Below are 22,655 nucleotides of genomic sequence, written 5' to 3'. Positions count from 1 at the left end.
AAGGCAAGCAATCACTGGGGGGTGGGTCTCGTGATCCTCACGGTCACGCTGAACACCGCTCTCGACATCACGTATCGCGTCGGTGCGCTGCGGCCGCACACCTCGCACCGGGTGACCGAGGTGTCGGAACGGCCCGGCGGCAAGGGCGTCAACGTGGCCCGGGTGCTCGCCGCCCTCGGTCACGAGGTGACGGTGACGGGCTTCACCGGCGGCGCGACCGGCCGCGCCGTGCAGGAGGGGCTCGCGCAGGCACCGGGGATCGTGGACGCGCTGGTGCCGGTGTCGGGTTCGACGCGGCGCACCATCGCGGTGGCCGACGCCACGACCGGCGACACGACCCAACTGAACGAGCCCGGACCGGACATCACCGCGGCCGAGTGGTCGGCCTTCCAGGAGACGTACGAGGAACTGCTGCGCTCCGCCTCGGCGGTGGCCCTGTGCGGCAGCCTTCCGCCCGGCGTGCCGGTGGGCGCGTACGCCCAACTCGTCCGCACTGCACGCACCTTGGGGATCCCGGTCCTCCTGGACACCAGCGGCGAACCGCTGCGCCGGGGTGTCGCCGCCCGCCCCGACATCGTCAAGCCCAACGCCGATGAGCTGGCCGAACTCACCGGCTCCCACGAGCCGTTGGTGGCCACCCGCGACGCCCGCCGCCGCGGCGCCCGCACCGTCGTGGCCTCGCTGGGCGCGGACGGCCTCCTCGCCCTGAACGCCGAGGGCCGCTGGCACGCGACCCCGCCCCGCCAGGTCCGCGGCAACCCGACCGGCGCCGGCGACTCGGCCGTGGCGGGCCTGCTCTCGGGCCTGGTGGAACACCTGCCGTGGCCGGACCGGCTGGCGCGAGCTGCGGCCTTGGCGGGGGCATCGGTAGCAGCCAAGGCGGCAGGGGAGTTCGAGCATGCAGCGTACGAGGAGCTGATGGGACAAATTTCAGTCATTCGCGAGGAATCCGCGGCCTGAAATGCTCCATTTCCACACCTGCAATTCATCCCCTTGACTTCACTCAGCAATTTTGGAACCATTGACGGGTACATGTCAAATCTAGGGGGTATCGTGAAAAGGATCCTCACCACTGCGGCAGGCGTGGCGAGTTCCGCGGCACTTATCGGCATCATCACGGCCACCCCAGCGGCGGCTCAGGACGTTGACAGGTGGTGCAGCACAACTGGCGCTAGCGGCGGCATAATCGTCTACAACTACAATCAGCCCGAGTACACAGTCGCCCTCACCATGAATGCATACGACGCTCTTGCTGATGATCACCACGTCAGCGTCCGCCTACTCACGAAGAACTACGCCGGAACCATCAAGTACTGGCCGTGGCACGCCAATTACCACGGCGTGGGAACCAACCTGAATTGGGATACGACCGCGACGAACAACACCGGCATCCATGATGTCGGAGTACAGATAGCAAGATTCGAGGGCAGCACCCTCCTCAATTCTTGCACCGACTGGACCTCTTAGTAAACGAGACAGTCCCGGAAGTTTGAAACCGCCGCCTCTCTGAGAGGCGGCGGTTTCAAAATCGGCGGGTCAGCTGTCGACCCAACCCTTGACCAGCCACACCTGGTCGAGGTTGGCGTCGCACTGATTGCCCTGCTCGCACGAGATCTTGATCGTGTTCGTTCCCTTATTGAGTTGGATCCAGTTGTACGAATGCGTCCAGCCCTTTTTATAGTCGCCCTCTGGCGCGTTCGCCCAATTCTTCATGTCGACAGGCGTGGTCGATGTCGTGCCGTTGACCGTGAGCGTGGCGTTGGCTTCCTTGCCAGGCACCCCGTAGCCGACGTACAGCGTGTACTTGCCGTCCTTGGGGATGCCGCTCGGCGTCCAGGTCACGCTCGCGCCGACCTGGTTGAAGCCCGTGACGTAGATGCCGCCGTCCGCCTTGGCGCCCTCGATGTCGGACGCCGTGGTGGTACCGGTCAGCTTCAGTGCCTTCGCGTCGGCCTTCGGCAGCTCCGCGTCGTCGTCCGCGGCCGCCGTCGTGGCGGACTGGCTCGGCTCCGCGCTCTGGGAGGCCGTCGGGGTGCTCCCCGCCGCGTCGCCACCTTTGTCGTCGTCCGAGTCGCCGCCGAGCATAGCGACGCCGATACCGATGACGACCGCCGCGACCACGGCGATGGCGCCGATCAGGAGGCCCTTGGTGTTGGGGCCGCGCCGCCCGCCGCCGTCACCGCCCATCGGCACCTGCCGGGTGGTGTCCGCGCCGCCGGGGAAGGTCTCGGGCGCCGCATACTGCGCGTTCGGCTGGCCGTAGGGCTGGGGCTGCTGGGGCACCTGCTGGCCGTACGGCGTGGTCTGGGCGGCCTGCGGCTGGCCGTACTGGCGCTCGCCGACCGCGCGCACCCGGTTGACCGAGCCGGGGTAGCCGTAGCCACCGCCCCCGCTGGGCGGGACGGCTCCATTGGCCTGACCGTCGGCGTACAGATAGCCGAACGGGTCGTCGTCCTCGGGCGTGCTCGCGCCGTTGTTGCCGGGCGTCATCGAACTCCTCCTGCATCGACACCGGCGGCTCGGGCCGGGGAACGTCGGTTCTGTTCTTCCTCTACACGAATGGCATAGCCATAGCCATCCGCGCGCTGAAGCAGCCGCACATATTGATGGCCGATGCCTTGCACGATGCCACTCCGTGTACGGATGTTGAAGCGCCCAGACGCTCGGACGGCGACTCGACCCGTATGCGTGCCAGCCTTGATTCCGGCTGGCACGTTCGCACGTACGAGATCGCCTGTTTGGAAACCATGATGTGACTTGGTACGCGGCAATGCGAGACGAGGGAATCCGTGCTTGTCAGTGCGAGTGCGCGCATAGCTGCCACGCCCAGTAGCGGCAGCAACCAACACATGCGAGGGGTAACGCACAATACGGCAGCTGGATTCCACCTCGCCGACAGCCAGAGCGTCGAGGGTGTGCGACTTGGCTAGGCCGTTCAGGACTCGGTTACGCTTCGTCCTACCTCCGGACCAGCACAAAACCGAGCGCCCAAGGCCATGAAGCCGGTCAGCAAGACGGTAGCGGGTGGCGTTCATCACAGCCGCATCCCGAAGAGGGGTCTTGGCCTGCTGCTTGAGCTTCGCGACGACTGATGGCCTGTCCTTCAGGAAGTCATCGATCGAGCGGGCGCCTTTGGCCTGGTTGCAGGGCGCACACGAGAGCGTGAGATTCGAGACGCGGTTCGAGCCGCCACTGGCCTTGGGCTGTATGTGCTCGATCTGCAAGGGAACACCACTCCTCCCGCAGTACGCGCAACACCGTCCCCACTTCTCAAGCAGATAGTGGCGCAGCTCATACCCTGCGAGAGTTCCTTGCTGGTATTCAGCCCCGGTCAGATCCCGTCCAGCCGACATGGCGTGACTATCGAAGGCGACCCGCTCGATGTGGACTTCGGTCAGTGGAGCCAGCCGCGCAAGTCGCTCCACCTGGCACCAGGCCGTGTCAATCCTGTGCTGCAGAGAAGGAGGCAGCCAACCGTCGGGGCGGCGACGGTTATCGAAGCGGGGGGCGCGGTATCGCGTGTTGGCCACGCGGCGACGCCTTCGATAGCTCGCGCGCTGCTCCATGCTCTTCCGGATGGCCCCGCCACGGTGCAGCAGTTCCACGGCGTACAGCCCGCGCCGAAGAACGATGACCCCACCGGGAGCGGCCGCAGCCCGTGTGATGTCATCGGTTACCGCGATGCCCGTCGCCTTCGACCCAGGGTCGATCCGAACAACGACGCCGGCCACTTCAGAGTTCTCAACCAGGCGATCCTTGATGCGAATCGTGAAGGGCGTGTACCGGGCGACAACGGCCCGGCCCCTCCGCAGCAGTTCACGAGCCCTGGCTGGGTGGCAGGGCATCAGCGGGCACCCCTTGCGGTCCAGAACGAACACCCGGGGTGCTCCTGCGCCAGGTTCTGGCGGCTCACGCAACCCCGGTATGTCCAGTGCCTCATGGTCGTGCGTCATGTGGTCCTCGTTGATGGTGCCGTCGTCACCGACAGCGTGTTCTCCCGCACTCAACCCAGGGTGAGTGCGGTGTGACTCCCGCTCGCGAAGGTGATCGCGCCACGGGTATCCCCTCGCCTATGTCCCGTACCGGCTTCCCCGCCCTGGCCGGGCGGAGCCCCGCACCCCGTTTCGTCTCTGCTCCCAGAGGTGTCTGCAGGCACAGGTTCCAGAGCAGGCTGCTGAGGAAGCACAGCCTGGTGGGTCGACACACCTGTACGGAACGTAGCCGTCAAGGTCACCCCCTCATCGGTGACGGCTCGGGCTGGTCACTCAGAACTCATCCCGTGAATGCGGAACGAACTCCGGCCCGTACGGCCGTGGAGCGAGTGACCCCTTGGTGCTCCTTAATGCGCAGGAGCCTACCCGCTCCCACTGGTCCAAACGGGTGTCCTTCACCGCATCGACCCACTGACCTGCGGGGATCTTCGGGCTATCCCGCACGCCTGTGCTGTTTGGGACGAGAACGTTTCTCGACGTACATCCGTTCGTCAGCGGATTTCAACACTTCGTCCGCCGTCATCCCGCAGTGTGCCCATCCGATGCCGAAGCTGGCGCCGACCCGCATCGCGCGTCCGTCGATCCGGATGGGCTGGATGATCTCGCCTCGCAGCCGGACCGCGAGGTCCTGTGCGTCGGCGCGGCCGAGCCCGTCGGCGAGGACCACGAACTCGTCGCCGCCGAGCCGGGCGACCGTGTCACCGTCACGGACCTGTCTGCTCAGCCGCCTGGCCACCTCGATCAGCACCGCGTCGCCCGCGTTGTGCCCGAACCGGTCGTTGATCGACTTGAAGCCGTCGAGGTCGCAGAAGAGCACGGCGAGGCCCTTGGTGCCGTCGTCGGTCTCACCTTCGGGCGCGACGGTGTGCACATGGTGGTCGAAGGCGCCGAACGCCTCCGCGCCGGTCCGGAAGTCGAAGCCGTGCCCGTGACCGTTCAGGGCGTGCGGGTCGTGCTGGTCGAGGGCCGGGTGCGTGTCGGCGTACTCCACCTGTCCGTGCCCGTACGCCGCGTCCAGCGACTCGACCGCGCCGAGCTGCGCCGACGTGGGACGGCGGCAGAGGCGGGAGCTGAGCCGGGAGCGCAGCTCGGCCGAGTTCGGCAGGCCGGTGAGGGAGTCGTGGGAGGCGCGGTGGGCGAGCTGGAGCTCGCGGCGCTTGCGCTCCTCTATGTCCTCGACGTGGGTGAGGAGGAAGCGGGGGCCGTCGGCGGCGTCGGCGACGACGGAGTTGCGCAGCGACACCCAGACGTAGGTGCCGTCGCGGCGGCCGAGGCGCAGCTCGGCGCGTCCGCCCTCGGCGGAGGTCCGGAGCAGGGTGCCTATGTCCTCGGGGTGGACGAGGTCGGAGAAGGAGTAGCGGCGCATCGCGGAGGCGGGGCGGCCCAGCAGGCGGCACAGGGCGTCGTTGGTGCGCAGGATCCGGCCGTGCTGGTCACCGCCCATCTCGGCGATGGCCATGCCGGACGGCGCGTACTCGAAGGCCTGGCGGAAGGATTCCTCGCTGGCGCGCAGGGCCTGCTGCTCGCGCTCCAGTCGGACGAGGGCGCGCTGCATGTTGGCGCGCAGCCGGGCGTTGCTGATCGCGATGGCGGCCTGGAACGCGTACATCTGGAGGGCCTCGCGGCCCCAGGCGCCGGGGTGCCGGCCGTTGCGCGGCCGGTCCACGGAGAGCACGCCGATCAGCTCGCCGCAGCTGCTGCCGGAGACCCCCGGGGTGTACATCGGAGCGAAGAGCCGGTCGGAGGGGTGCCACTCGTCCTCGAAGCGGGGCGCGGGCCCGTCGGTGTACCACTGCGGTACGTCGTCCTCGTCGAGGACCCAGCCCTCGGTGTGCGGTATGAACCGCAGGTCGCCCCAGGCCTCGCCCATGCCGAGGCGGCGGTCCCAGGAGGCGCGTGAGCCGACACGGCCGGTAATGAGGGCCTCGGCGGCGGAGTTCCCGGCGAGGGCGGCGACGACGAGGTCGCCGTCGGGGCGTACGAGGTTCACACACGCCAGCTCGTAGCCGAGGCCGTTGACCACGCCGTCGGCGACCGTCTGCAGCGTGTCCGCGAGGCTCCGGGCGGTGTTCATGTCCGCCATCACCTGATGCAGTTGCCGCAGCGTCGCAAGACGGACGTACGGCTCGGACTCGGTCTCCATGCGCCCTCCCCTCGAGACGTCGCAGCAACTCCAGGGTGCTCTCCGGCGTACTACTCGTTCTCTCCGGTACTACTCCGGTACTGATCGGTAGCTACTTGCCAGCTTCTCGCCCAGCTTCGTGCAGCGTCCCCGCCACTGAATCACAGCGCGCTGCTCACTCGGTACACAGGGTCAACAAAATATGGCTCCTGTGACTCAAGTCACAGCGGAACGTGAACAATTGAGTGGAGTTTCTGTGTTTTCAGGTGCGTTTACTGAACACGGTTTGGGCGGCTGTGCGAATGCTGTGAGTGAGTGTGCCAGTAATGGATCGGCCGTCACTGACTAATGACCAATGGCCCGTCGGTCTCCGGTCCTAGGACCCGGCTCGGGCTGTCGGCCGATGTGGCGATCGCCTGGCGGACACTAGCGTTTCCCCGTGCTGAAGACTCCCCTTGCCGCTCTCCCCCACCCGGCCGTGCATGCTGAGGGGGTGAGCAACGACGAGTTCCGCGCCGCCATGTCCCGGCTGGCCGCGGGCGTGGTCCTGGTGACCGCCCACGATCCCGCGCTGGACCCGGACGGGCCCGGCGGCGACGACGTCGGCATGACCGCGACGGCCTTCATGTCCGTCTCCCTTGACCCGCCCCTGGTCCTGGTCAGCCTGCGCGACGGCTCCCGGATGGACGACCTGCTCGCCGAGCAGCCCCTGTGGGCCGTCTCCGTGCTCGCCGAGAGCCAGCGCCATATCGCGGGCCGCTTCGCCATGAAGGGCCGTATCAGCGACCGGCTGCTCTTCGAGGACATCCCCTACGTCCGCGGCAAGGTGTCCGGAGCGCTGATGGTGGGCGGTGCGCTGGCGACCCTGGAGTGCCGCACGGAGCAGCGGGTGGAGGCGGGCGACCACACGCTCGTCATCGGGCGCGTGCTGACGGCCTCGGTGCCGAGCGCGGACGGCGGGCCGCTGGCGTACTTCCAGGGCAGGTACCGGCAGCTCGGCTAGCCCGCGCTCTGCGGCCGCTGCTTTCTCCGGTTACCGCGCTCTGCGGCCACCGCGCTCTCCGGCTACCGCTCCAGGACCGTGACGTCCAGCGCGGCCAGCCGCTCCGGGTCCTTCAGGATGTCGATCACCGCGATCCTCCCGCGCACCACCGTGAAGGCCAGGACGCTGACGAGGCGCTCCTCGGCGAACACCACGACACCCGCCGTGCCGTTGACGAGTGCGGGCTGCGCGATCCGGGCCAGATGCCCGAAGCTGCTCGCCCCCGCGGCCACGGCTCGCGCACCGGTCGTCACGCCGGCCTCGGTCCGCGCCACCACGTCCGGGTCGAGAACCGCGACGAGCGCGTCGAAGTCGCCCTCGCGCGCGGCCGCCAGGAAGGCGTCGACGACCTCCCGCTGGCGCTCCAGGTCGGGATCGGGCGCGGGCGCCCCGCCCTGGACCCGGCGCCGGGCGCGGCTGGCGAGCTGACGGGACGCCGCCGGCGTACGGCCCACGATGGGCGCGATCTCCTCGAACGGCACGCCGAACAGGTCGTGCAGCACGAACGCGAGCCGCTCCGCGGGGTTCAGCGTCTCCAGGACCACGAGCAGGGCGAGGCCCACCGAGTCGGCGAGCAGTGCCTGCTGTTCGGGGTCGGTCCCGCTGACCGGGCTGAGCACGGGCTCCGGCATCCGCACGCCGCCGAGCAGGCCGCCCAGCCCGCCACCGGACTCCTCCAGCGACTCCTCGGCGCGTGACCTGCGGGAGCGCAGCATGTCGAGGCAGACCCGGCCCACGATCGTGGTCAGCCAGCCGCCGAGATTGCCGACCTTGCTGGAGTCGGCGCGGTTCACCTTGAACCAGGCCTCCTGCACGGCGTCGTCGGCCTCGGTGACCGAGCCGAGCATGCGGTAGGCCACGGCGCGGAGATGACCGCGGTGGTCCTCGAACTTCCGGGCGAGGAAGTCACGCTCCTGGCCTTGATCGTCCCGACCGCTGCCGGTCGTCGGGAATCCGCCGTCGCTCATCGCTCGCATCTCCTCGCCTCGGTCCGTCAGTGACTTGACGCTTCGGAGGCGGTGAATGTGACGGGAGCGGCGACTGCGCAGGTCAGAGCCTGTGCACAGGCTCTCAGCCCCAGTCGCGTCCGGTGCGGCCGCGCTTGGTGTCGGAGCGCTGCTTCTTCTCGCGCAGCCGCCGTTCGTTGATCCCGCGCGGGATGCGGGTGGGCCGGCGGGGCTTGGGCGGCGGGGCGGTGGCCTCGGCGAGGAGGGCGGCGAGGCGTACGGCGGCGGTCTCGCGGTTGCGCCACTGGGACCGGTGCTCGGAGGAGCGGACGGTGATGACGCCGTCGACGAGCCGGCCGGCCAGCTTCTCCAGGGCGCGCTCCTTCCACACCGGCGGGAGCGCCGCGGTCTTCGCCAGGTCGAAACCGAGCTCGACCTGGGTGTCGCTGGTGTTGACGTGCTGCCCGCCCGGACCACCGGACCGCGAGAAACGCCAGAGGAGCTCGGCCTCGGGAAGGGAGACGGAGCCGCGGATGAGGTAGGGACCGGACATGGGCTCCATGTTCCCCGTTCTGTCCGGTCCACGTCACTCGAATATCCCGGGTAAAGAAAGTAAAGAGACCTGGAACCTCGGGTACCCCTCTTGGCGTTCATAGAGGTAGCTGTAGCTTCGTGCCGTACGAAGCCCATACGTACGGACAAGACTGCTCGTACGCAACGAGGGAAGGGACTCCCAACAATGGCTGTAAGCCTGTCCAAGGGTGGCAACGTCTCGCTCACCAAGGAGGCTCCGGGCCTGACCGCCGTCACCGTGGGCCTCGGCTGGGACGTCCGCACCACCACGGGTACCGACTTCGACCTGGACGCGTCGGCCATCGCCGTCAACCCCCAGGGCAAGGTCTACTCGGACGGTCACTTCGTCTTCTTCAACAACAAGCAGACCCCGGACCAGACCATCGTCCACACCGGCGACAACCGCACGGGTGAGGGCGCGGGCGACGACGAGGCGATCAACGTCAACCTGGCGGGCCTCCCCGCCGACGTCGAGAAGATCGTCTTCCCGGTCTCGATCTACGACGCGGAGAACCGCTCGCAGAACTTCGGCCAGGTCCGCAACGCCTACATCCGCATCCTCAACCAGGCCGGCGGCGCCGAGATCGCGCGCTACGACCTGTCGGAGGACGCCGCCACCGAGACCGCGATGGTCTTCGGCGAGCTGTACCGCAACGGCGCGGAGTGGAAGTTCCGCGCGGTCGGCCAGGGCTACGCCTCGGGCCTGGTCGGCATCGCCCAGGACTTCGGCGTCAGCGTCTGACGTCTGCCGCAGGGCAGTGGACCGACGAGGGGCCCGGCACGGTTGTGCCGGGCCCCTCGCGTCACTCCCCGGGGCCTCTACGGCTGCCAGACATACCGCACATCCGGCTCCTTCTCCTCGTTGCGCAGCCCGTCCGTCCGCTCGGTCTCGACGAAGCCGTGCCGCTCGTAGAACCGCTGCGCCGCGTCGTTGACCTGGAACGTCCACAGCCCCAGGCCGTCGGGCCGCCGCTCCTTGGCCAGCGCGACGAACCGGTCGCCCAGCCCGCGTCCGCGCCACGACGGTTCGAGGTAGAGCTGCTCCAACTCCCCGTCGTCGAGCACCAGAAGCCCCACCACGGCGCCCTCGGCGACCGCCACCCAGGTCTCGCACGCCGGCACGACGACGTACGAGAACCAGTCCCGCACCTCGTCGTCCGTGTGCGCCCGCCGCACGTCCGGCAGCGCCGCACCGAAGGAACGCAGCCACACGTCGGCCGCCGCGCGCGCGTCGGAGTCCTCCGCACGACGAAGAATCACATCGTCATCACTGTTCACAGCGGAAGACGATCGCAGGCCACGACGGGACCCGCACCCGAATTCCGGCCAGGCACCCCGGCCCCTCCCCCGGCTTTGGCTAACCTCCGCCCATGCGTCTGGATCTCCTCCCCCTCGCCGCCGACCACGACATCCCGGCCCCGCTGCTCACCGAACTCACCGCGCTCTACGCCTCCAACCGCGCCTTCCACGCACTCAGCGGGGACTTCCCGGACCCGGACGACATCCGGCCGGAGCAGGTGGCCGCCGCGCTGGCCGACGAGTTGGCGAACCCGGACGTGCAGGTACTGCTCGCGCGCAGCGCCGGGCGGCTCGTCGGCGTCGTGATCACCCTCGAGCACCACCCCGACCCCGCGGACCCCGACCCGTGGATCGGCCTGCTCCTCGTGGCCGCGGACGAGCAGCGCAAGGGCTACGGCAAGGAGTTGGCGACCCTCGTCGAGAACCGCTTCCACAGCGCGGGCCGGGCCGCCGTACGCCTCGCCGTCCTCGACAACAACCCGAAGGCCCTCGCCTTCTGGACGACCCTCGGCTACGAGGTCATCGGCCACCGCCGAGACCTCCAACTGGCCCGCCCCTGCGCGGTGTTGCGCAAACCGCTCGCGACTCCGAAGGCGTCCGTATAGCGGTCGGCACCGCCCGGCTTTCGGATACGAACACGTAAAGAGTTGACGGCCCCCTGTCAAAAGGGGGGTGCACAGTGCCACTCTCTCCTCGCACTTCCCCTCAGGCTTCACCCTCACACCCCACATCTGTGAGGTGGCTGTGCCCCAACCATGAGGCCGGCCGGCTCATCCCCAGTGGTTCGTCTGAAGGAGTTCGAGTGACCCAGCAGTCCCGTGCCTCGCGTACCCCGCGCAAGACCGCGCTGCGCGCCGCCGCCCTCGCCGCGTCGGCTTCGATGGTCGTCCTCGCCGTACAGAGCGGCTCGGCCACCGCCTCCCCCACCCCGAAGGCGGGGGCCTCCGCCGTCCCGCTGAGCGCCTCCGCCCGCACCGCCGCGATCAAGTCCGCTCAGGCGGACGCCGGTTCGACGGCCCACGAGCTCGGGCTCGGCGCGCAGGAGAAGCTCGTCGTCCGTGACGTGGTCAAGGACGCGAACGGCACCGTCCACACCCGCTACGAGCGGACGTACGCCGGACTGCCCGTCCTCGGCGGCGACCTGGTCACGCATGTGACGAAGAGCGGCGACCTGAAGGGCGTCAACAAGGCGTCGAAGGCCCGGATATCCGTGGCGTCCACCGACGCCGCCGTCTCCGCCGCCACCGCGAAGAAGTCCGCGCTCGCCGCCGCCGACAAGGCCACCTCGGCCACCGCCCGCAAGGTGATCTGGGCCGCCGGCGCCAAGCCCGTCCTCGCCTACGAGTCCGTCGTCAAGGGCCTCCAGCACGACGGCACCCCGAGCGAGCTGCACGTCGTCACCGACGCCACCACCGGCAAGAAGATCTACTCCTACCAGGCGATCGACACCGGCACGGGCACCAGCGAGTACAGCGGCAGCGTGACCCTGGGCACCACCGCCTCCGCCTCCGGCGGCTTCGACCTGACCGACGGCGGCCGCGGCGGTCACAAGACGTACGACCTCAATGGCGGTACGTCCGGCACGGGCACCCTCTTCCACGACGCGGACGACGCCTGGGGCGACGGCACCCCGGCCAACCGCCAGACCGCCGCCGTGGACGCCGCCTACGGCGCCGCCGTGACATGGGACTTCTACAAGTCCGCCTTCAACCGCAACGGCATCGCCGGCGACGGCAAGGCCGCCTACTCCCGCGTCCACTACGGCAGCGCCTACGTCAACGCGTTCTGGGACGACAGCTGCTTCTGCATGACTTACGGCGACGGCATCACCAACAACCACCCGCTGACCGCTCTCGACGTCGCCGGCCACGAGATGAGCCACGGGCTCACGGCGGCCACCGCGGGTCTGAAGTACACCCGCGAGTCCGGCGGCCTGAACGAGGCCACCTCCGACATCTTCGGCACCTCGGTGGAGTTCTTCGCGAACAACTCCTCCGACCCCGGTGACTACCTCATCGGCGAGAAGATCGACATCAACGGCAACGGCACGCCCCTGCGCTACATGGACAAGCCCAGCAAGGACGGCAGCTCCGCCGACTACTGGTCCCGCAACGTCGGCCGGCTCAACGTGCACTACTCATCGGGTGTCGCCAACCACTTCTTCTACCTGCTGAGCGAGGGCAGCGGCGCGAAGACCATCAACGGGGTCAGCTACAACTCCCCGACGTCCAACGGCTCGACGGTCACCGGCATCGGCCGCGCCAAGGCCGACCAGATCTGGTACAAGGCCCTGACCACGTACTTCACCTCGTCCACCGACTACGCGGCCGCCCGCACCGCCACCCTCCAGGCGGCGAGCGACCTGTACGGCGCGAGCAGCCCGGAGCGGGCGGCCGTGGCCGCCGCGTGGAGCGGCGTCAACGTGAACTAGCGGTGCGGACCGGCCGGTTGGCCGGTCCGCGACTCGGTACGCCGGACCACGCTGTCGGCGTACCGAGTCCCCGTCTCGTCACGGTGACCAGAGGTGGCCTCATGTTCAGGGGCGGTCCGGCTTGCCGTCCCCGTACAGCCAGTCGTCCCAGATCTCCGTGAAGTCCTTGCCGGGCGCCTTCTTCTCGACGTACGCCGTGAAGTCGTCCGTGTCGGCGTTGCCGCGGCGGTGGGCGGCGGCCCAGCCTTGGATGATGTCGTAGAACGTGTCGTCGCCGACGGTCTCGCGGATCTTGTGGAGGACCATCGCGCCGCGGTCGTAGACGGGCGGGTCGGAGATGTGCGCGGCGCTGTCGGGTTTCCCGGGCGGGAAGGCCCAGATGGCCTCGTTGTCCTTCGCGTCGTCGTAATAGTCGCCCTTGTAGAGGGAGTTGAAGATCTCGTCGGCGCTGTCCCCGCCGTGATCCTCCTGCCACAGCCACTCGGCGTAGGTGGCGAAGCCCTCGTTCAGCCACATGTCGCGCCAGCTCTTGGGGGTGACCGAGTCGCCGTACCACTGGTGGGCCAGTTCGTGGACGAGGGTGCCGGTGTCGGTGGCGCCGGGGAAGAAGGGGCGGTTCTGGGTCTCCAGGGCGTAGCCCGCGTCGTCCGGGCCGCCGATGATCGCGCCGGTCGAAGTGAAGGGGTACGGGCCGAAGTTGAGCTTCTCCCACGCCATGATCTCGGGGATCTTCGCCAGCACCTTCGCGCTCGCCTTCGCCTGCGTCGGGTCGACGGCGACATACACGGGCACGCCGTCCTTCGTCACCGAGCGGCTCACCTTGTACGTGCCGATCGCGACCGTGGCGACATAGCTCGCCATCGGCTGGGCGGTGTGCCAACTGAACGTCGCATGGCCCTTCTTGGTGGACTCACCCGTCGGCTCCCCGTTCGAGACGGCCGTCAGCCCCTTGGGCACGGTCACCGTGATGTCGTAGGTCGCCTTGTCGGAGGGGTGGTGATTGCCGGGGAACCAGGTCATGGACCCGGTCGGCTCGCCGAGCCCGACGGCGCCGTCGGCGGTCCGCAGCCAGCCCTCCTGCGAACCGTCCGCGTCGGTGATCGTCACCGGCTTGCCCGAGTACCGGACCGTCGTACGGAAGGTCTCGCCCTTGTCGAGGTCGTCGTGCGGGCGCACGGTCAGCTCCTGGCCGCTGCGGTTCCAGCGGGCGCCGCGCCCCTCGACGGTGACGCCGCCGACGTCCAGCCCCTTCAGGTCGAGGTCGAACGCACTGAGGTCCTGGGTGGCGCGCGCCGTGATCTCCGCCTTGCCGGTGAGTTTCTCCGACTCGGGGTCGTAGGCGAGGGTCAGGGCGTAGTGCGTGACGTCGTACCCACCGTTTCCCGCCTTCGGGAAGTACGGATCGCGGACGCCGGAGGCACCGGGGGTGCCGTGCACACCGCTGCCGCCGCACGCGGTGAGGGCCAGGGTGAGCGTGAGGGCCAGGGCAGAGGGGGCGGCGGCGGAGGATCGGGGCACGTCGGTGATCCTATGCGGACGGTTGCCCGAACTACGGATGTTCGTCCGAGCTTCGGGCCATATGCACAGCGCGCCGGGCCCGGCGCAGGGACTGAGCACCCGTGACACCATCACCTACGTGCTCGACATCGGCTACGCCCTCTCCAACCGCTTCCCGGACCCGCCGCAGACGGACTACCGCCGTGCGGACGTCCGCGCCCTCCGCCACGACCTGTTCTGCGGCGATGTCTATCTCGCCGACACCAAGGCGGACCGGGAGCTGTCCACAGCCTGGGGATGGGTGCCGGTGCTCGACTTCGCGTGGGCGCTGTGTGCCATCGTGGAGCACCTCGATCAGGACCCGCGCGGCAGCCGGGCCTCCCGCCCACAGCACGCGGAGCTCGACTTCACCGAGTCGACCGACCTCATGCACTTCGAGCGCCGCTTCGGATGGGTCGACATCGAGGCCGACTGGATGCAGCGGGACGAGGAGCCGCTGACCTTCTCGCACTCCGAACTCCGCCGCGAGGCCCGTGACTTCCTGCACGACCTGCTCGCGGACCTCACGGACCTGCACGACGACCTCGCCGAGAACCCGGCGATCTGGACGCTCCAGGCGCGGTTTCCCCGCGTGAGCTGAGCCGGCCAGCCGGGCAAGCAAGCCGGCTCTAGCTGTCCGCCCGCTCCCCCGAGGCCGCCGCCGCGATCTGCTCGGCCGCCCACTCGCTCCACTCGGCCTGCATCCGCGTGAACCGCTTGCCCCACTCCAGGGTGAGCCGCCCGTAGACCGAGAGCGTGTCGTCGTCCCAGTCCGTCGCCTCGTCCATCGCCGTGAACTGGGCGTTGCGGATGCGGGCGATCTCGGCGCGGCGGCGCATGAACTCCCGCGCCTCGTCCGGCTCCACGGCGCCGAGCAGGAAGACCCGCAGCAGGATGTCGTTGCGGCGGTAGCCGTCCGGGTCGACCCCGAGGAGCCAGTGCCGCAGCTCCTCGCCGCCGTCGGCGGTGATCTCGTACGTCTTCCTGCCGCGCGGCCCCTCTTCTGCGACTCTGATCAGGTCCGCGTCGGCCAGCCGGGTCAGCTCGGTGTAGACCTGACTCTGGGTCGCGGGCCAGACGTTCGACAGGGTCGACTTGAAGGCACCCAGGAGGTCGTAGCCGCTGCCCGGTCCGTTGGACAGCAGCCCCAGCAGTGCGTGGCGAAGGCTCATGGCTCCCACTCTAACCCCGATACTCCACCCTTGACATGTCACTACCTGACCTTCTATCTTCGACATGTCAGAACAGGAACATCAAGCGAGGCGATCGGCCTCGCACTCAGGGGGACAAGACCATGCAGTACCTGCGCAGCTTTCTTCCGTGGATAGCAGTCAGCATCCTCATCGGAAGCGTCGACGTCCGCCTCGCGCTCGGCGCGGGCCTCGCCGTCGCCGTCGCCCTGATCGGCTACCAACGTGTCGGCGGCCGGGCGTGGGACGCGCAGGTCGTGGAGATCAGCGCCGCACTGTTCTTCGCCGTGGCCACCACGGTCGCCTGCGCCGCGCCCGACTCGGCGTTCGTGGAGGACTACGCCTCCGCCGGGTCCTCCCTGTGGCTGGCGCTGACGGCGTGGGGCTCGCTGGCGATCGGCAGGCCGTTCACCCTCGGCATCGCACGGACGACGGTGCCCGCCGAGCACTGGAACAGCCCGCTGTTCCTCAGCGTGAACAAGGCCATCACCGCGGTGTGGGCGGCCGCCTTCACCGTCACCGGCGTGGGCTCGGCCCTGCTGCACCACTACCAGCCGGACAACAGCACCGCCCGCACGGCCCTGACCATCGCCGGCATCGCCCTCCCGATCCTGTTCACGGTCCGCTACCCCGACATCGCCCGCGCCCGCTTCGTCGCCGCGCAGCAGACGGCCGCAACGACGCAGGACAGCACCAAGTAGGCACCGCACCCGCTACGCCGTCACCCTCAGCGCTCACCCTCCGGGAGCGACCGGCGTCAGCGTTCCCCCTTCCGCAGCCGGAGTTGGGCGTGGATCGCCTTGAGGGCGTCGCCCTCGCCGGACTCGGGGATGGTGGGCGACTGGGAGTTCGCCTCCTCCGAGCCGTCCTCCATGGCGATGCTCACATGGGTGACGACTTCGATGCCGCCGCCGCTGGCCACCTCCAGCCGGAACTCACGGGCCTGCGTGACCTGGTAGCGCCGGCTGTTCCTGCCGTTCCTGGACGACTCGTTCAGATCGCCGCGCAGGGCGTTGCCCGACCGGTGGTTGGTGTGCGTGGTGAGGGAGACGATGTCGCGGTAGTAGTACTCGTACGTCTTGTCCTCCAGCAGTTCACCGGTGACGAAGTCCCAGGTGCACAGGCAGGCGCTGAGATGGGACTCGGTCATCGCGACCAGGACGGCTCGGTAGCGGGAGAAACGGACGATGCCGTCCCCGCCGACCTGGATCTCGGAGTTGACGTCCTGCCCGTACAGCGGCACCAGGCGGGTCACCAGCCTCAGGCCGGAGATGTTCAGCCGCTGGTGGGCGTGCTGGGCGACGAACGCCTTGTCCTCGTCGAACCACTGCGCGACCTGTGCGTCGGAAGGCCGCGGATGGCTCGCCTCCCACGCCGCGTCGAACTCCTTCTTCTTCTCCAGGTAGCGGCCCGCCGCCTTCACCCCGACGATCGCGCCCGCGACCAGCAGCACGAAGCCGAGGAACGCGCCACCGCCGGACGCGGCGACCAGCGTGACCAGTCCGATCACGGCGCCACCGCCGCCGCCCAGCATCAGCGCCTGGTCCGTGCTCGCGTCCAGCGGATCGGGCACCGGGGTGAAGTACTTCCGCATGAGCCTGGCGCGCTCGGTGTTGCGCCCCCGGGGCTCGCGGTTACGGCCCGACTGCGGCAGCGGCGCCACCCCGACGCGCTCGACGAGGGCCCGCCACACAGCGGACTCGGTCGCCTCCACGAGCGTGACGATCTCCATGATGTGCCGTACGTCGGCGTCGTGCGCGGAGGCCATCAGCTCGTGCGGGGTCGGCGGGTCGTACGCGCGTCCCTGGCCCTCGTAGTGGTCCTCGCGTATGACGGCCCACAGCGCGTAGGCGTGCGGGCGGGCGCCGGGTGCGCGCACCGCCGCCTGGAGCTGCTCCTCGATGGAACGGATCGTGGGCCCGTCGACGGTGCGCGGGGTGCGGCCCGCCAGCATGGCGAGGGCGAGGTAATAGCGGAGGTCGCCGTCCGCGTCGCCCAGCTCGATCGCCTTCCTGAACCGGGCCTCGGCCTCCGGGTACAGCCGGGCCTGCAGCGCCTGGATGCCGAGGTAGCGGTGGTTCTCGTCCTTGGGGAAGTTGAAGGTGAGCCCGATACTGTCCGCGTTGAACTGGCTGCCGACGTGCTGTCCCCGCTGGTCGTAACTGGTCATGACTGCCCCCCGGACAACACCTTGACCAGGCTCTCCACATGCCCGATGAGCGGAGCGAGCGCACTCACCCCGGCGAGCGTCTCTCCGACCCGCTCGACCAGCACGGCGAGCCGCCGCTTCCTGGCCTGCGCGGCGGCCGGCTCGCTCACCTCGACGGCCTCGGCCCGCTGCGCCTCCCGCAACGTGCCGACCGCCCCCGCGTACGTCTCGTCGTCGATCCCCTTCTCGCGGTGCAACTCCTCCACCGCACCCAGCAGTTCGGCGATCGCGTCCCGCAACGCCGCGCCGCCCGACCCGTCCCCCTGCACCACTCCGGTCCCCCCGAAGTCCTTCACGGTCACCGTCTCGGCGTTGACCTGATTCCCTACCGTCTGGCCCGTCTGATCGAAGGTAGCCATGCCAAAATCCCCCCTGCTGTTTCCCCTTGGTCGTGGGCACCAGGAACGGTTGATTCCGGACGCCCGAGGACTGCAGAGCGTAACGGCAATTCATGCGACAAGCATCGAATTCAACTAACTCGGTAATTACGTTCAATAACCTAAAATATAAGCCAGAAATAACCACCAGGTCGGTCAATTCGGATCACATACAGCCGCGACCGGCCTCTCCCCACGGAGTGTCGGAATTGATTCGAAAGCTGCAGGCGGTCGCATTGGACTGCGCCGATCCGGTACGACTCGCCGAGTTCTACGCGGAGTTGCTCGGCGGCCGGGTCGTCGCGGACCCCGATGATGCCGACTGGGTCGAGGTGCAGGGGTTCGAGGGGACACCGCTGGCCTGCCAGCGGGTGGACGGCTACCGACCGCCCGAATGGCCGGGCCAGGAGCGGCCGCAGCAACTCCACCTGGACTTCGACGTGGACGACCTCGACGGAGAGGAGAAGCGGGCGCTCGCCCTCGGCGCGACCCTGCTGGAGCGGACGGACGAGATCCGCCCGGAGGCCAACTGGCGGGTCTACGCGGACCCGGCGGGCCATCCGTTCTGCCTCTGTCTGCACTGAGCGCGTCTGCCTCTGCCTGCACCGAGGGGGACGCTAATCGGCTTGCCGCCGGCCGGTCCGCCCGGATAAGAAGCTTGCATGCTTAGAGGCAGCACGGTCGGGCTCAGGGCCCGTCACGAGGACGACATCCCGATCCTGCGGGCCGAGCTCTACGACGACGTGGTCAACTCCTCGCGGGCCGAAGGCGGGCCATGGCGGCCGCTCAAGCCCGGCACGAAGGACCCGCGGCTCGTCGTGGACGACCAGAACGAGGGGAGCGTCCCGTTCTCCGTGGTGGAGCTGGACGGCGGCACCCTGGTCGGCACCGCGACGCTGTGGGGCATCGACACCCACAACCGCTGCGCGCACATCGGCCTCGGCCTGCGTCCGGCCGCCCGCGGCAAGGGCTACGGCACCGACGTCGTCGCGGTGCTGTGCCACTACGGCTTCGTCGTACGCGGCCTGCATCGGCTGCAGATCGAGACCCTGTCGGACAACACCGCGATGCTCCGCTCCGCCGAGCACAACGGCTTCGTCCGCGAGGGCGTACTGCGCTCCTCGGCCTGGGTGATGGGCGAGTTCCTGGACGAGGTCCTGCTCGGCCTCCTCGCCCAGGACTGGAAGCCGGACGCGAACGCCTGACGGTCCGGCTTACCCGGGTCGGCCGCCCGCCAGGGGATACGACCGGGGGAACGCGTAGCGCTCGACGCCGAGCCCTCCCGCCAATTCATCCACGACATCACCCGAGAACTGTGAGCGCCCCCACCATGTCTGTGCAGTGGCAGAAGTCATCCTTCTCAGGCGCCGGAGGCGAGAACTGCGTCGAACTCGCCCACACCACCACCCCCCACCTCCTCCTCCGCGAAAGCGAAGCCCCCAACGACGCACTCACCCTTGCCCCTGGGGGGTTGCTGGCCCTGATACGCAGCCTGAAGGCCAGCAGCCTTATGCAGGAACGGGAATAACCCGGCGTCGATCTCGACACGCTCGGGCACGCTCCGTAGCGTCGCGTATGGACGGCCTCGGTCGGAGGCCTCATCCACCTGGAGGTCTTGTGGCGCGCGAGGAACTGACCCGGCTCACCGGCGCAGTTGGCGGGCCGAACTGCGACGACGATGACTGCCCGAACGTCTACCGCCACTCGGGCAGGGGCTCCATCGTCGTCCAGGGCGATGTCTACGACGGGTTCGGCGTGCCGGACGGCGAAGGGCTCGTCGAGATTCCGGAAGCGGTGTTGCGGGAGGCCGTCCGTGTTCTTGGATGGTGACGAGTGGCGGACGGTGTTCGACGCTTACGAGCGAGACGCGTGGCGTTTCGAGGCTCAGCCGACGTACACCATGCCCAGAGAGGCCGACAACATCGCGCACTTCCTGCGAGGCGGGGCCAAGCCTGTCGGCCACAACGAGCGGTGGCATGAGCGGGTACGCGGATTCGTCGCCTCCGGACGGCGGATCGGCCGCGTTCGCGTGGTGCGGCGTCCGCTGACCGACTACCAGCGGTACCAGTTCGCCTGGGGCATCCCCGGCAACATCGAGGCGGGCGAGGACATCCGGATCCTGGACATCACGGATGAGACATACGGCTTGCCCCTGACCGGTCAGGACTGGTGGATGTTCGACGACGCCAGTCTCGTCCACCTCAACTTCCGTCCCGACGGCACGCAGATCGACCGAGAGATGTTCGAAGGCGACCTCGGGCCCTACCGGGAATGGAGGCGCGTCACCACACTCCACTCGGTACCCTTCGCCGAGTACGTGGAAGAACACGGTGATATACGAGCCTGAGCAACTGGGCCAGTCAAGGAATGACTTGGCCGACAGGCTGCGCGAATTGAGAAAGCAAGCCGGCCTCACCGGGGACCGGCTCGCCCGCCGTTGCAATATGTCTCAGTCGCAGATCAGTAAGTTCGAGACAGGCAGGAAGACGCCCAGGCTCCTGGATGTCGAACGGATCCTGCGGGCACTCGACGCGCCCCCAGAAGTTCTCGCTGACGTCCTGACGCTGGCTCGAATCGCCAACACGGAATGGCAGGACAAGCGTTCCTCATGGCGCAGAGGGCTGGAGAAAAGACAGGCCGAACTGGCGACCCTGGAAGCTGACTCCAATGAAATCCGGTACTTCCTTCCCGGTATGATCACGGGGTTGCTTGCCATACCGGAATACATTAGGGCGAGCCTGACTCATTCTCCAGGTGACATCTCCAAGACGGTGGCCCGCAAGCTCGAGCGGCAGGCTGTCCTCTACGACAAGTCGAAGCACTTCACCTTCTTGCTCACTGAGCAGGCCGTGAGATGGGAGATCGTTCCCGGCCCGGCGATGGCAGTGCAGATCGACCGGCTGGTATCACTGTCACGCCTTCCCCATGTGCGTCTCGGTGTTGTCCCGGCCGGCCCTGCGGCGCCACGCGGGCCAATGAACACGTTCACGATCTACGACGACCGCTTGGTGACCGTGGAGAACTTCACGGGGCGCATAGTGTTTCGCGAATTTCGAGACATTGCTGAACATCGAAATATCTTCAATCAGTTCGAGCAGGCAGCACTCTTGGGCGATTCTGCACGAAAGCAACTTTCCCAATGGGCAGAAACGTATCGGGTTGATCTTTAGTCCGTCACAAGAATAACCCTGGATGTTATTCGGGAATGGGCTCGATGATTAATCCATGCCACCAAACCCGAAGCCGACAGGGGAACAGAGCGCCCACGGATGGCGCATGGACCCGATTCCAGGTCGCCTCGCCGAGAAGGATGAGGATGGACGCGTTCATATCCCCATCTGGCTGACGAAGAACGGTCGGCATGTGGCAGACACGGAGATGGTTTTACTGCCTTCCGAGGCTCAGCTACTTGTCGAGCATCTGACCAAGGCCATGGGGAGCAACCGTTCTGTCCTGCATGAACTGTTCCAGGACAGTGCCATCGCTCTGGCACCCGGCGTGGTGCTCGTTTCGAAGGACGCTGCCGACGAGTCCAGTTGGACTTGACCAGGCAAGTCCCCATCCAACCAGTCCCTCAGAGAGGTGCCCCATGCCCGAAAACGCCCTGTACCGCATGCCCATCGAAGGCGCCGAGTTCTCGAAGGCCTGCGGTGGCAACACCCACCCCGATGGGGAGTCCTGCGTGACGCTGGCCAGGATCGGGCCCGGCGTGTGGGCCGTCGGGGACAGCAAGAGGCCCGACGGGGAACCGCTCAGGTTCACCACCGCCGAACTCGACGCGGCCGGAATCGATCCGGCCCGCTTCGGCCTGGGCGCGTAGGGCAGGGAACGCCGTTGCACCACCACGGCTACACGTGGGTCGGCGAGAAGTCCCGCTTCGACCAGGAGGGGATCCGCCGGCCCGCTCCCGTGGATCCCGTTCCGGGCTGCGACCCGGATGTCGTACAGCGGCACCGGCAGGCTCTCGCGGAGTTCCCGGTGTCCGACGTACCGCCCATCGAGACAGCCCGCTGGCTCGTGAAGCCCGCCGGGTTCATCCGTGGCACATGGCAGGACCCGAAGAGCGCCGCGGAGTGGCTGGAAGGTCAACTCCTGGAGTACGCCCCTCGGTTCGACTCCGCCTTCGAGCGCGACCCGAATCGAATCGAGCACGCGACGATGTCAGCCATGGGCAGGCTGGCCTGGGGCGGAGACGTTTCAGTGGGTGCCTATCTCGACCGGCCACTGTTCTTGTGCCTGACCCTGGTCACCTGTTCGCCCAACCACGCGGCACCCGAGCTGCCCTGTCCCAGGACCCGGGAAACCTGACGGCAGGCACTAGGAGAGAGGCCCGCCGCCCTCGGCGGGCCCTCGCCCCTCAGCCGCCGCGATCTGCTCGGCCGCCCACTCGCTCCACTCGGCCTGCATCCGCGTGAACCGCTTGCCCCACTCCAGGGTGAGCCGCCCGTAGACGGAGAGCGTGTCGTCGTCCCAGTCGATCGCCTCGTCCATCGCCGTGAACTGGGCGTTGCGGATGCGGGCGATCTCGGCGCGGCGGCGCATGAACTCCCGCGCCTCGTCCGGCTCCACGGCGCCGAGCAGGAAGACCCGCAGCAGGATGTCGTTGCGGCGGTAGCCGTCCGGCTCGACGTCGAGCAGCCAGTGCCGCAGTTCCGCGCGGCCCTCGGTGGTGATCTCGTACGTCTTCCTGCCGCGCGGCCCCTCCGCCGCGACTCGGATCAGGCCTCCGTCCGCCAGCCGGGTCAGCTCCGTGTAGACCTGGCTCTGGGTCGCGGGCCAGACGTTCGACAGGGTCGACTTGAAGGTGCCGAGAAGGTCGTATCCGCTGCCCGGTCCGTTGGACAGCAGCCCCAGCAGTGCGTGGCGAAGACTCATGGCTCCACTCTAACCCCAACGTTCCATCATTGACATGTCGAGACAGGAGGTTCTATCTTTCA

At 68.2% G+C, this 22,655-nt stretch carries 28 protein-coding genes; 17 read left to right on the top strand and 11 right to left on the bottom strand.

From position 1 onward, the window contains the following. The first annotated feature begins 30 nt into the window (after positions 1–30). Together AB5J56_RS24910 and AB5J56_RS24905 are read left to right on the top strand one after the other, a co-directional pair. Positions 31–960, top strand: a complete 930-nt coding sequence (locus AB5J56_RS24910; RefSeq protein WP_369235110.1) for a 1-phosphofructokinase family hexose kinase — start codon at positions 31–33, stop codon at positions 958–960. Between the two features lie 33 nt (positions 961–993). Then, positions 994–1,467: a hypothetical protein gene (locus AB5J56_RS24905; RefSeq protein WP_369235108.1), complete on the top strand. Its 474-nt coding sequence runs from the start codon at positions 994–996 to the stop codon at positions 1,465–1,467. 69 nt (positions 1,468–1,536) lie between these two features. Here the strand turns inward: AB5J56_RS24905 and AB5J56_RS24900 are convergent, their stop codons facing one another. The 3 genes from AB5J56_RS24900 to cdgB all read right to left on the bottom strand — a co-directional run bounded on the left by AB5J56_RS24900 (position 1,537) and on the right by cdgB (position 6,135). Further along, positions 1,537–2,490 (bottom strand): carbohydrate-binding protein, encoded by a 954-nt coding sequence (locus AB5J56_RS24900; RefSeq protein ID WP_369235106.1) that lies wholly within the window; start codon positions 2,488–2,490, stop codon positions 1,537–1,539. Beyond that, positions 2,487–3,878 carry an RNA-guided endonuclease IscB gene (iscB, locus tag AB5J56_RS24895; RefSeq protein ID WP_369235104.1) on the bottom strand — a complete coding sequence of 464 codons (1,392 nt, stop codon included), beginning with the start codon at positions 3,876–3,878 and terminating at the stop codon, positions 2,487–2,489. Before iscB ends, AB5J56_RS24900 begins: the two co-directional genes overlap by 4 nt. Positions 3,879–4,425: 547 nt before the next feature. Then, positions 4,426–6,135, bottom strand: coding sequence for a diguanylate cyclase CdgB (gene cdgB, locus AB5J56_RS24890; protein WP_369235102.1), 1,710 nt, complete (start codon positions 6,133–6,135; stop codon positions 4,426–4,428). A gap of 472 nt (positions 6,136–6,607) precedes the next feature. Between cdgB and AB5J56_RS24885 the strand changes: the two genes are divergently transcribed. Then, entirely contained in the window at positions 6,608–7,117 is a 510-nt protein-coding gene (locus AB5J56_RS24885) for a flavin reductase family protein (protein WP_369235100.1), read from the top strand. 62 nt (positions 7,118–7,179) lie between these two features. On the opposite strand, the gene AB5J56_RS24880 is transcribed toward AB5J56_RS24885, so the two are convergent. Further along, on the bottom strand, positions 7,180–8,124 hold the full coding sequence (locus tag AB5J56_RS24880; RefSeq protein WP_369235098.1) for a sigma-70 family RNA polymerase sigma factor: 945 nt from the start codon (positions 8,122–8,124) through the stop codon (positions 7,180–7,182). Between the two features lie 103 nt (positions 8,125–8,227). Next, positions 8,228–8,656 (bottom strand): alternative ribosome rescue aminoacyl-tRNA hydrolase ArfB, encoded by a 429-nt coding sequence (gene arfB, locus AB5J56_RS24875; RefSeq protein ID WP_369235096.1) that lies wholly within the window; start codon positions 8,654–8,656, stop codon positions 8,228–8,230. A 186-nt stretch (positions 8,657–8,842) separates the two neighbouring features. Here arfB and AB5J56_RS24870 point away from each other — a divergent pair, with 186 nt between their 5' ends. After that, positions 8,843–9,418, top strand: coding sequence for a TerD family protein (locus AB5J56_RS24870; protein WP_369235094.1), 576 nt, complete (start codon positions 8,843–8,845; stop codon positions 9,416–9,418). A gap of 77 nt (positions 9,419–9,495) precedes the next feature. Here AB5J56_RS24870 and AB5J56_RS24865 read toward each other — a convergent pair whose 3' ends face one another. Then, positions 9,496–9,954 (bottom strand): N-acetyltransferase family protein, encoded by a 459-nt coding sequence (locus AB5J56_RS24865; protein ID WP_369235092.1) that lies wholly within the window; start codon positions 9,952–9,954, stop codon positions 9,496–9,498. Between the two features lie 92 nt (positions 9,955–10,046). Here AB5J56_RS24865 and AB5J56_RS24860 point away from each other — a divergent pair, with 92 nt between their 5' ends. Together AB5J56_RS24860 and AB5J56_RS24855 are read left to right on the top strand one after the other, a co-directional pair. After that, positions 10,047–10,580 (top strand): GNAT family N-acetyltransferase, encoded by a 534-nt coding sequence (locus AB5J56_RS24860; RefSeq protein ID WP_369235090.1) that lies wholly within the window; start codon positions 10,047–10,049, stop codon positions 10,578–10,580. 275 nt (positions 10,581–10,855) lie between these two features. Beyond that, positions 10,856–12,406 carry a M4 family metallopeptidase gene (locus AB5J56_RS24855; RefSeq protein WP_369242751.1) on the top strand — a complete coding sequence of 517 codons (1,551 nt, stop codon included), beginning with the start codon at positions 10,856–10,858 and terminating at the stop codon, positions 12,404–12,406. 105 nt (positions 12,407–12,511) lie between these two features. Here AB5J56_RS24855 and AB5J56_RS24850 read toward each other — a convergent pair whose 3' ends face one another. Further along, positions 12,512–13,924 carry a M1 family metallopeptidase gene (locus AB5J56_RS24850; RefSeq protein WP_369235088.1) on the bottom strand — a complete coding sequence of 471 codons (1,413 nt, stop codon included), beginning with the start codon at positions 13,922–13,924 and terminating at the stop codon, positions 12,512–12,514. 61 nt (positions 13,925–13,985) lie between these two features. Between AB5J56_RS24850 and AB5J56_RS24845 the strand changes: the two genes are divergently transcribed. Beyond that, positions 13,986–14,543, top strand: coding sequence for a hypothetical protein (locus AB5J56_RS24845; RefSeq protein ID WP_369235086.1), 558 nt, complete (start codon positions 13,986–13,988; stop codon positions 14,541–14,543). Positions 14,544–14,571: 28 nt separating this feature from the next. On the opposite strand, the gene AB5J56_RS24840 is transcribed toward AB5J56_RS24845, so the two are convergent. After that, positions 14,572–15,114 carry a PadR family transcriptional regulator gene (locus AB5J56_RS24840; protein ID WP_369235084.1) on the bottom strand — a complete coding sequence of 181 codons (543 nt, stop codon included), beginning with the start codon at positions 15,112–15,114 and terminating at the stop codon, positions 14,572–14,574. 122 nt (positions 15,115–15,236) lie between these two features. Between AB5J56_RS24840 and AB5J56_RS24835 the strand changes: the two genes are divergently transcribed. Beyond that, positions 15,237–15,833, top strand: coding sequence for a hypothetical protein (locus AB5J56_RS24835; RefSeq protein ID WP_369235082.1), 597 nt, complete (start codon positions 15,237–15,239; stop codon positions 15,831–15,833). Between the two features lie 56 nt (positions 15,834–15,889). Here AB5J56_RS24835 and AB5J56_RS24830 read toward each other — a convergent pair whose 3' ends face one another. Beyond that, on the bottom strand, positions 15,890–17,302 hold the full coding sequence (locus AB5J56_RS24830) for a hypothetical protein (protein ID WP_369235080.1): 1,413 nt from the start codon (positions 17,300–17,302) through the stop codon (positions 15,890–15,892). Continuing rightward, positions 17,299–17,700: a hypothetical protein gene (locus AB5J56_RS24825; protein ID WP_369235078.1), complete on the bottom strand. Its 402-nt coding sequence runs from the start codon at positions 17,698–17,700 to the stop codon at positions 17,299–17,301. The genes AB5J56_RS24830 and AB5J56_RS24825 overlap by 4 nt, the downstream gene beginning before the upstream one ends. Positions 17,701–17,927: 227 nt before the next feature. Here AB5J56_RS24825 and AB5J56_RS24820 point away from each other — a divergent pair, with 227 nt between their 5' ends. The 9 genes from AB5J56_RS24820 (at position 17,928) to AB5J56_RS24780 (ending at position 22,026) form a co-directional block, all read left to right on the top strand. Next, positions 17,928–18,302 (top strand): VOC family protein, encoded by a 375-nt coding sequence (locus AB5J56_RS24820; RefSeq protein WP_369235076.1) that lies wholly within the window; start codon positions 17,928–17,930, stop codon positions 18,300–18,302. A 78-nt stretch (positions 18,303–18,380) separates the two neighbouring features. After that, positions 18,381–18,923 carry a GNAT family N-acetyltransferase gene (locus AB5J56_RS24815; RefSeq protein ID WP_369235074.1) on the top strand — a complete coding sequence of 181 codons (543 nt, stop codon included), beginning with the start codon at positions 18,381–18,383 and terminating at the stop codon, positions 18,921–18,923. Positions 18,924–19,048: 125 nt separating this feature from the next. Continuing rightward, positions 19,049–19,246: a DUF397 domain-containing protein gene (locus AB5J56_RS24810; protein WP_369242749.1), complete on the top strand. Its 198-nt coding sequence runs from the start codon at positions 19,049–19,051 to the stop codon at positions 19,244–19,246. An 89-nt stretch (positions 19,247–19,335) separates the two neighbouring features. After that, positions 19,336–19,548, top strand: coding sequence for a hypothetical protein (locus AB5J56_RS24805; protein WP_369235072.1), 213 nt, complete (start codon positions 19,336–19,338; stop codon positions 19,546–19,548). Then, positions 19,532–20,065, top strand: coding sequence for a DUF6879 family protein (locus AB5J56_RS24800; protein ID WP_369235070.1), 534 nt, complete (start codon positions 19,532–19,534; stop codon positions 20,063–20,065). The genes AB5J56_RS24805 and AB5J56_RS24800 overlap by 17 nt, the downstream gene beginning before the upstream one ends. Then, positions 20,049–20,888 carry a helix-turn-helix domain-containing protein gene (locus AB5J56_RS24795; protein WP_369235068.1) on the top strand — a complete coding sequence of 280 codons (840 nt, stop codon included), beginning with the start codon at positions 20,049–20,051 and terminating at the stop codon, positions 20,886–20,888. Before AB5J56_RS24800 ends, AB5J56_RS24795 begins: the two co-directional genes overlap by 17 nt. Positions 20,889–20,994: 106 nt before the next feature. Beyond that, entirely contained in the window at positions 20,995–21,264 is a 270-nt protein-coding gene (locus AB5J56_RS24790) for a hypothetical protein (protein ID WP_369235066.1), read from the top strand. A 43-nt stretch (positions 21,265–21,307) separates the two neighbouring features. Then, positions 21,308–21,538, top strand: coding sequence for a DUF397 domain-containing protein (locus AB5J56_RS24785; protein WP_369235064.1), 231 nt, complete (start codon positions 21,308–21,310; stop codon positions 21,536–21,538). Positions 21,539–21,552: 14 nt separating this feature from the next. Beyond that, positions 21,553–22,026, top strand: a complete 474-nt coding sequence (locus tag AB5J56_RS24780; protein ID WP_369235062.1) for a hypothetical protein — start codon at positions 21,553–21,555, stop codon at positions 22,024–22,026. Between the two features lie 9 nt (positions 22,027–22,035). On the opposite strand, the gene AB5J56_RS24775 is transcribed toward AB5J56_RS24780, so the two are convergent. Continuing rightward, the gene (locus tag AB5J56_RS24775; RefSeq protein WP_369235060.1) at positions 22,036–22,593 is read right to left on the bottom strand and encodes a PadR family transcriptional regulator; all 558 of its coding nucleotides are present in this window, start codon (positions 22,591–22,593) and stop codon (positions 22,036–22,038) included. Positions 22,594–22,655: the final 62 nt, after the last annotated feature.

This window comes from Streptomyces sp. R21 (assembly GCF_041051975.1).
GTDB lineage: Bacteria > Actinomycetota > Actinomycetes > Streptomycetales > Streptomycetaceae > Streptomyces.
The sequence above is the reverse complement of the archived record's forward strand: the minus strand, read 5'-3'. Positions and strand labels throughout refer to the sequence as shown.

Coding starts and splice junctions, on each gene's coding strand:
- AB5J56_RS24900 (WP_369235106.1), bottom strand. CDS start 2,490: ATGACGCCCGGCAACAACGGCGCGAGCACGCCCGAGGACGACGACCCG.
- cdgB (WP_369235102.1), bottom strand. CDS start 6,135: ATGGAGACCGAGTCCGAGCCGTACGTCCGTCTTGCGACGCTGCGGCAA.
- AB5J56_RS24880 (WP_369235098.1), bottom strand. CDS start 8,124: ATGAGCGACGGCGGATTCCCGACGACCGGCAGCGGTCGGGACGATCAA.
- arfB (WP_369235096.1), bottom strand. CDS start 8,656: ATGTCCGGTCCCTACCTCATCCGCGGCTCCGTCTCCCTTCCCGAGGCC.
- AB5J56_RS24870 (WP_369235094.1), top strand. CDS start 8,843: ATGGCTGTAAGCCTGTCCAAGGGTGGCAACGTCTCGCTCACCAAGGAG.
- AB5J56_RS24860 (WP_369235090.1), top strand. CDS start 10,047: ATGCGTCTGGATCTCCTCCCCCTCGCCGCCGACCACGACATCCCGGCC.
- AB5J56_RS24855 (WP_369242751.1), top strand. CDS start 10,856: ATGGTCGTCCTCGCCGTACAGAGCGGCTCGGCCACCGCCTCCCCCACC.
- AB5J56_RS24845 (WP_369235086.1), top strand. CDS start 13,986: ATGCACAGCGCGCCGGGCCCGGCGCAGGGACTGAGCACCCGTGACACC.
- AB5J56_RS24840 (WP_369235084.1), bottom strand. CDS start 15,114: ATGAGCCTTCGCCACGCACTGCTGGGGCTGCTGTCCAACGGACCGGGC.
- AB5J56_RS24835 (WP_369235082.1), top strand. CDS start 15,237: ATGCAGTACCTGCGCAGCTTTCTTCCGTGGATAGCAGTCAGCATCCTC.
- AB5J56_RS24830 (WP_369235080.1), bottom strand. CDS start 17,302: ATGACCAGTTACGACCAGCGGGGACAGCACGTCGGCAGCCAGTTCAAC.
- AB5J56_RS24825 (WP_369235078.1), bottom strand. CDS start 17,700: ATGGCTACCTTCGATCAGACGGGCCAGACGGTAGGGAATCAGGTCAAC.
- AB5J56_RS24815 (WP_369235074.1), top strand. CDS start 18,381: ATGCTTAGAGGCAGCACGGTCGGGCTCAGGGCCCGTCACGAGGACGAC.
- AB5J56_RS24810 (WP_369242749.1), top strand. CDS start 19,049: ATGTCTGTGCAGTGGCAGAAGTCATCCTTCTCAGGCGCCGGAGGCGAG.
- AB5J56_RS24790 (WP_369235066.1), top strand. CDS start 20,995: ATGGACCCGATTCCAGGTCGCCTCGCCGAGAAGGATGAGGATGGACGC.
- AB5J56_RS24785 (WP_369235064.1), top strand. CDS start 21,308: ATGCCCGAAAACGCCCTGTACCGCATGCCCATCGAAGGCGCCGAGTTC.
- AB5J56_RS24775 (WP_369235060.1), bottom strand. CDS start 22,593: ATGAGTCTTCGCCACGCACTGCTGGGGCTGCTGTCCAACGGACCGGGC.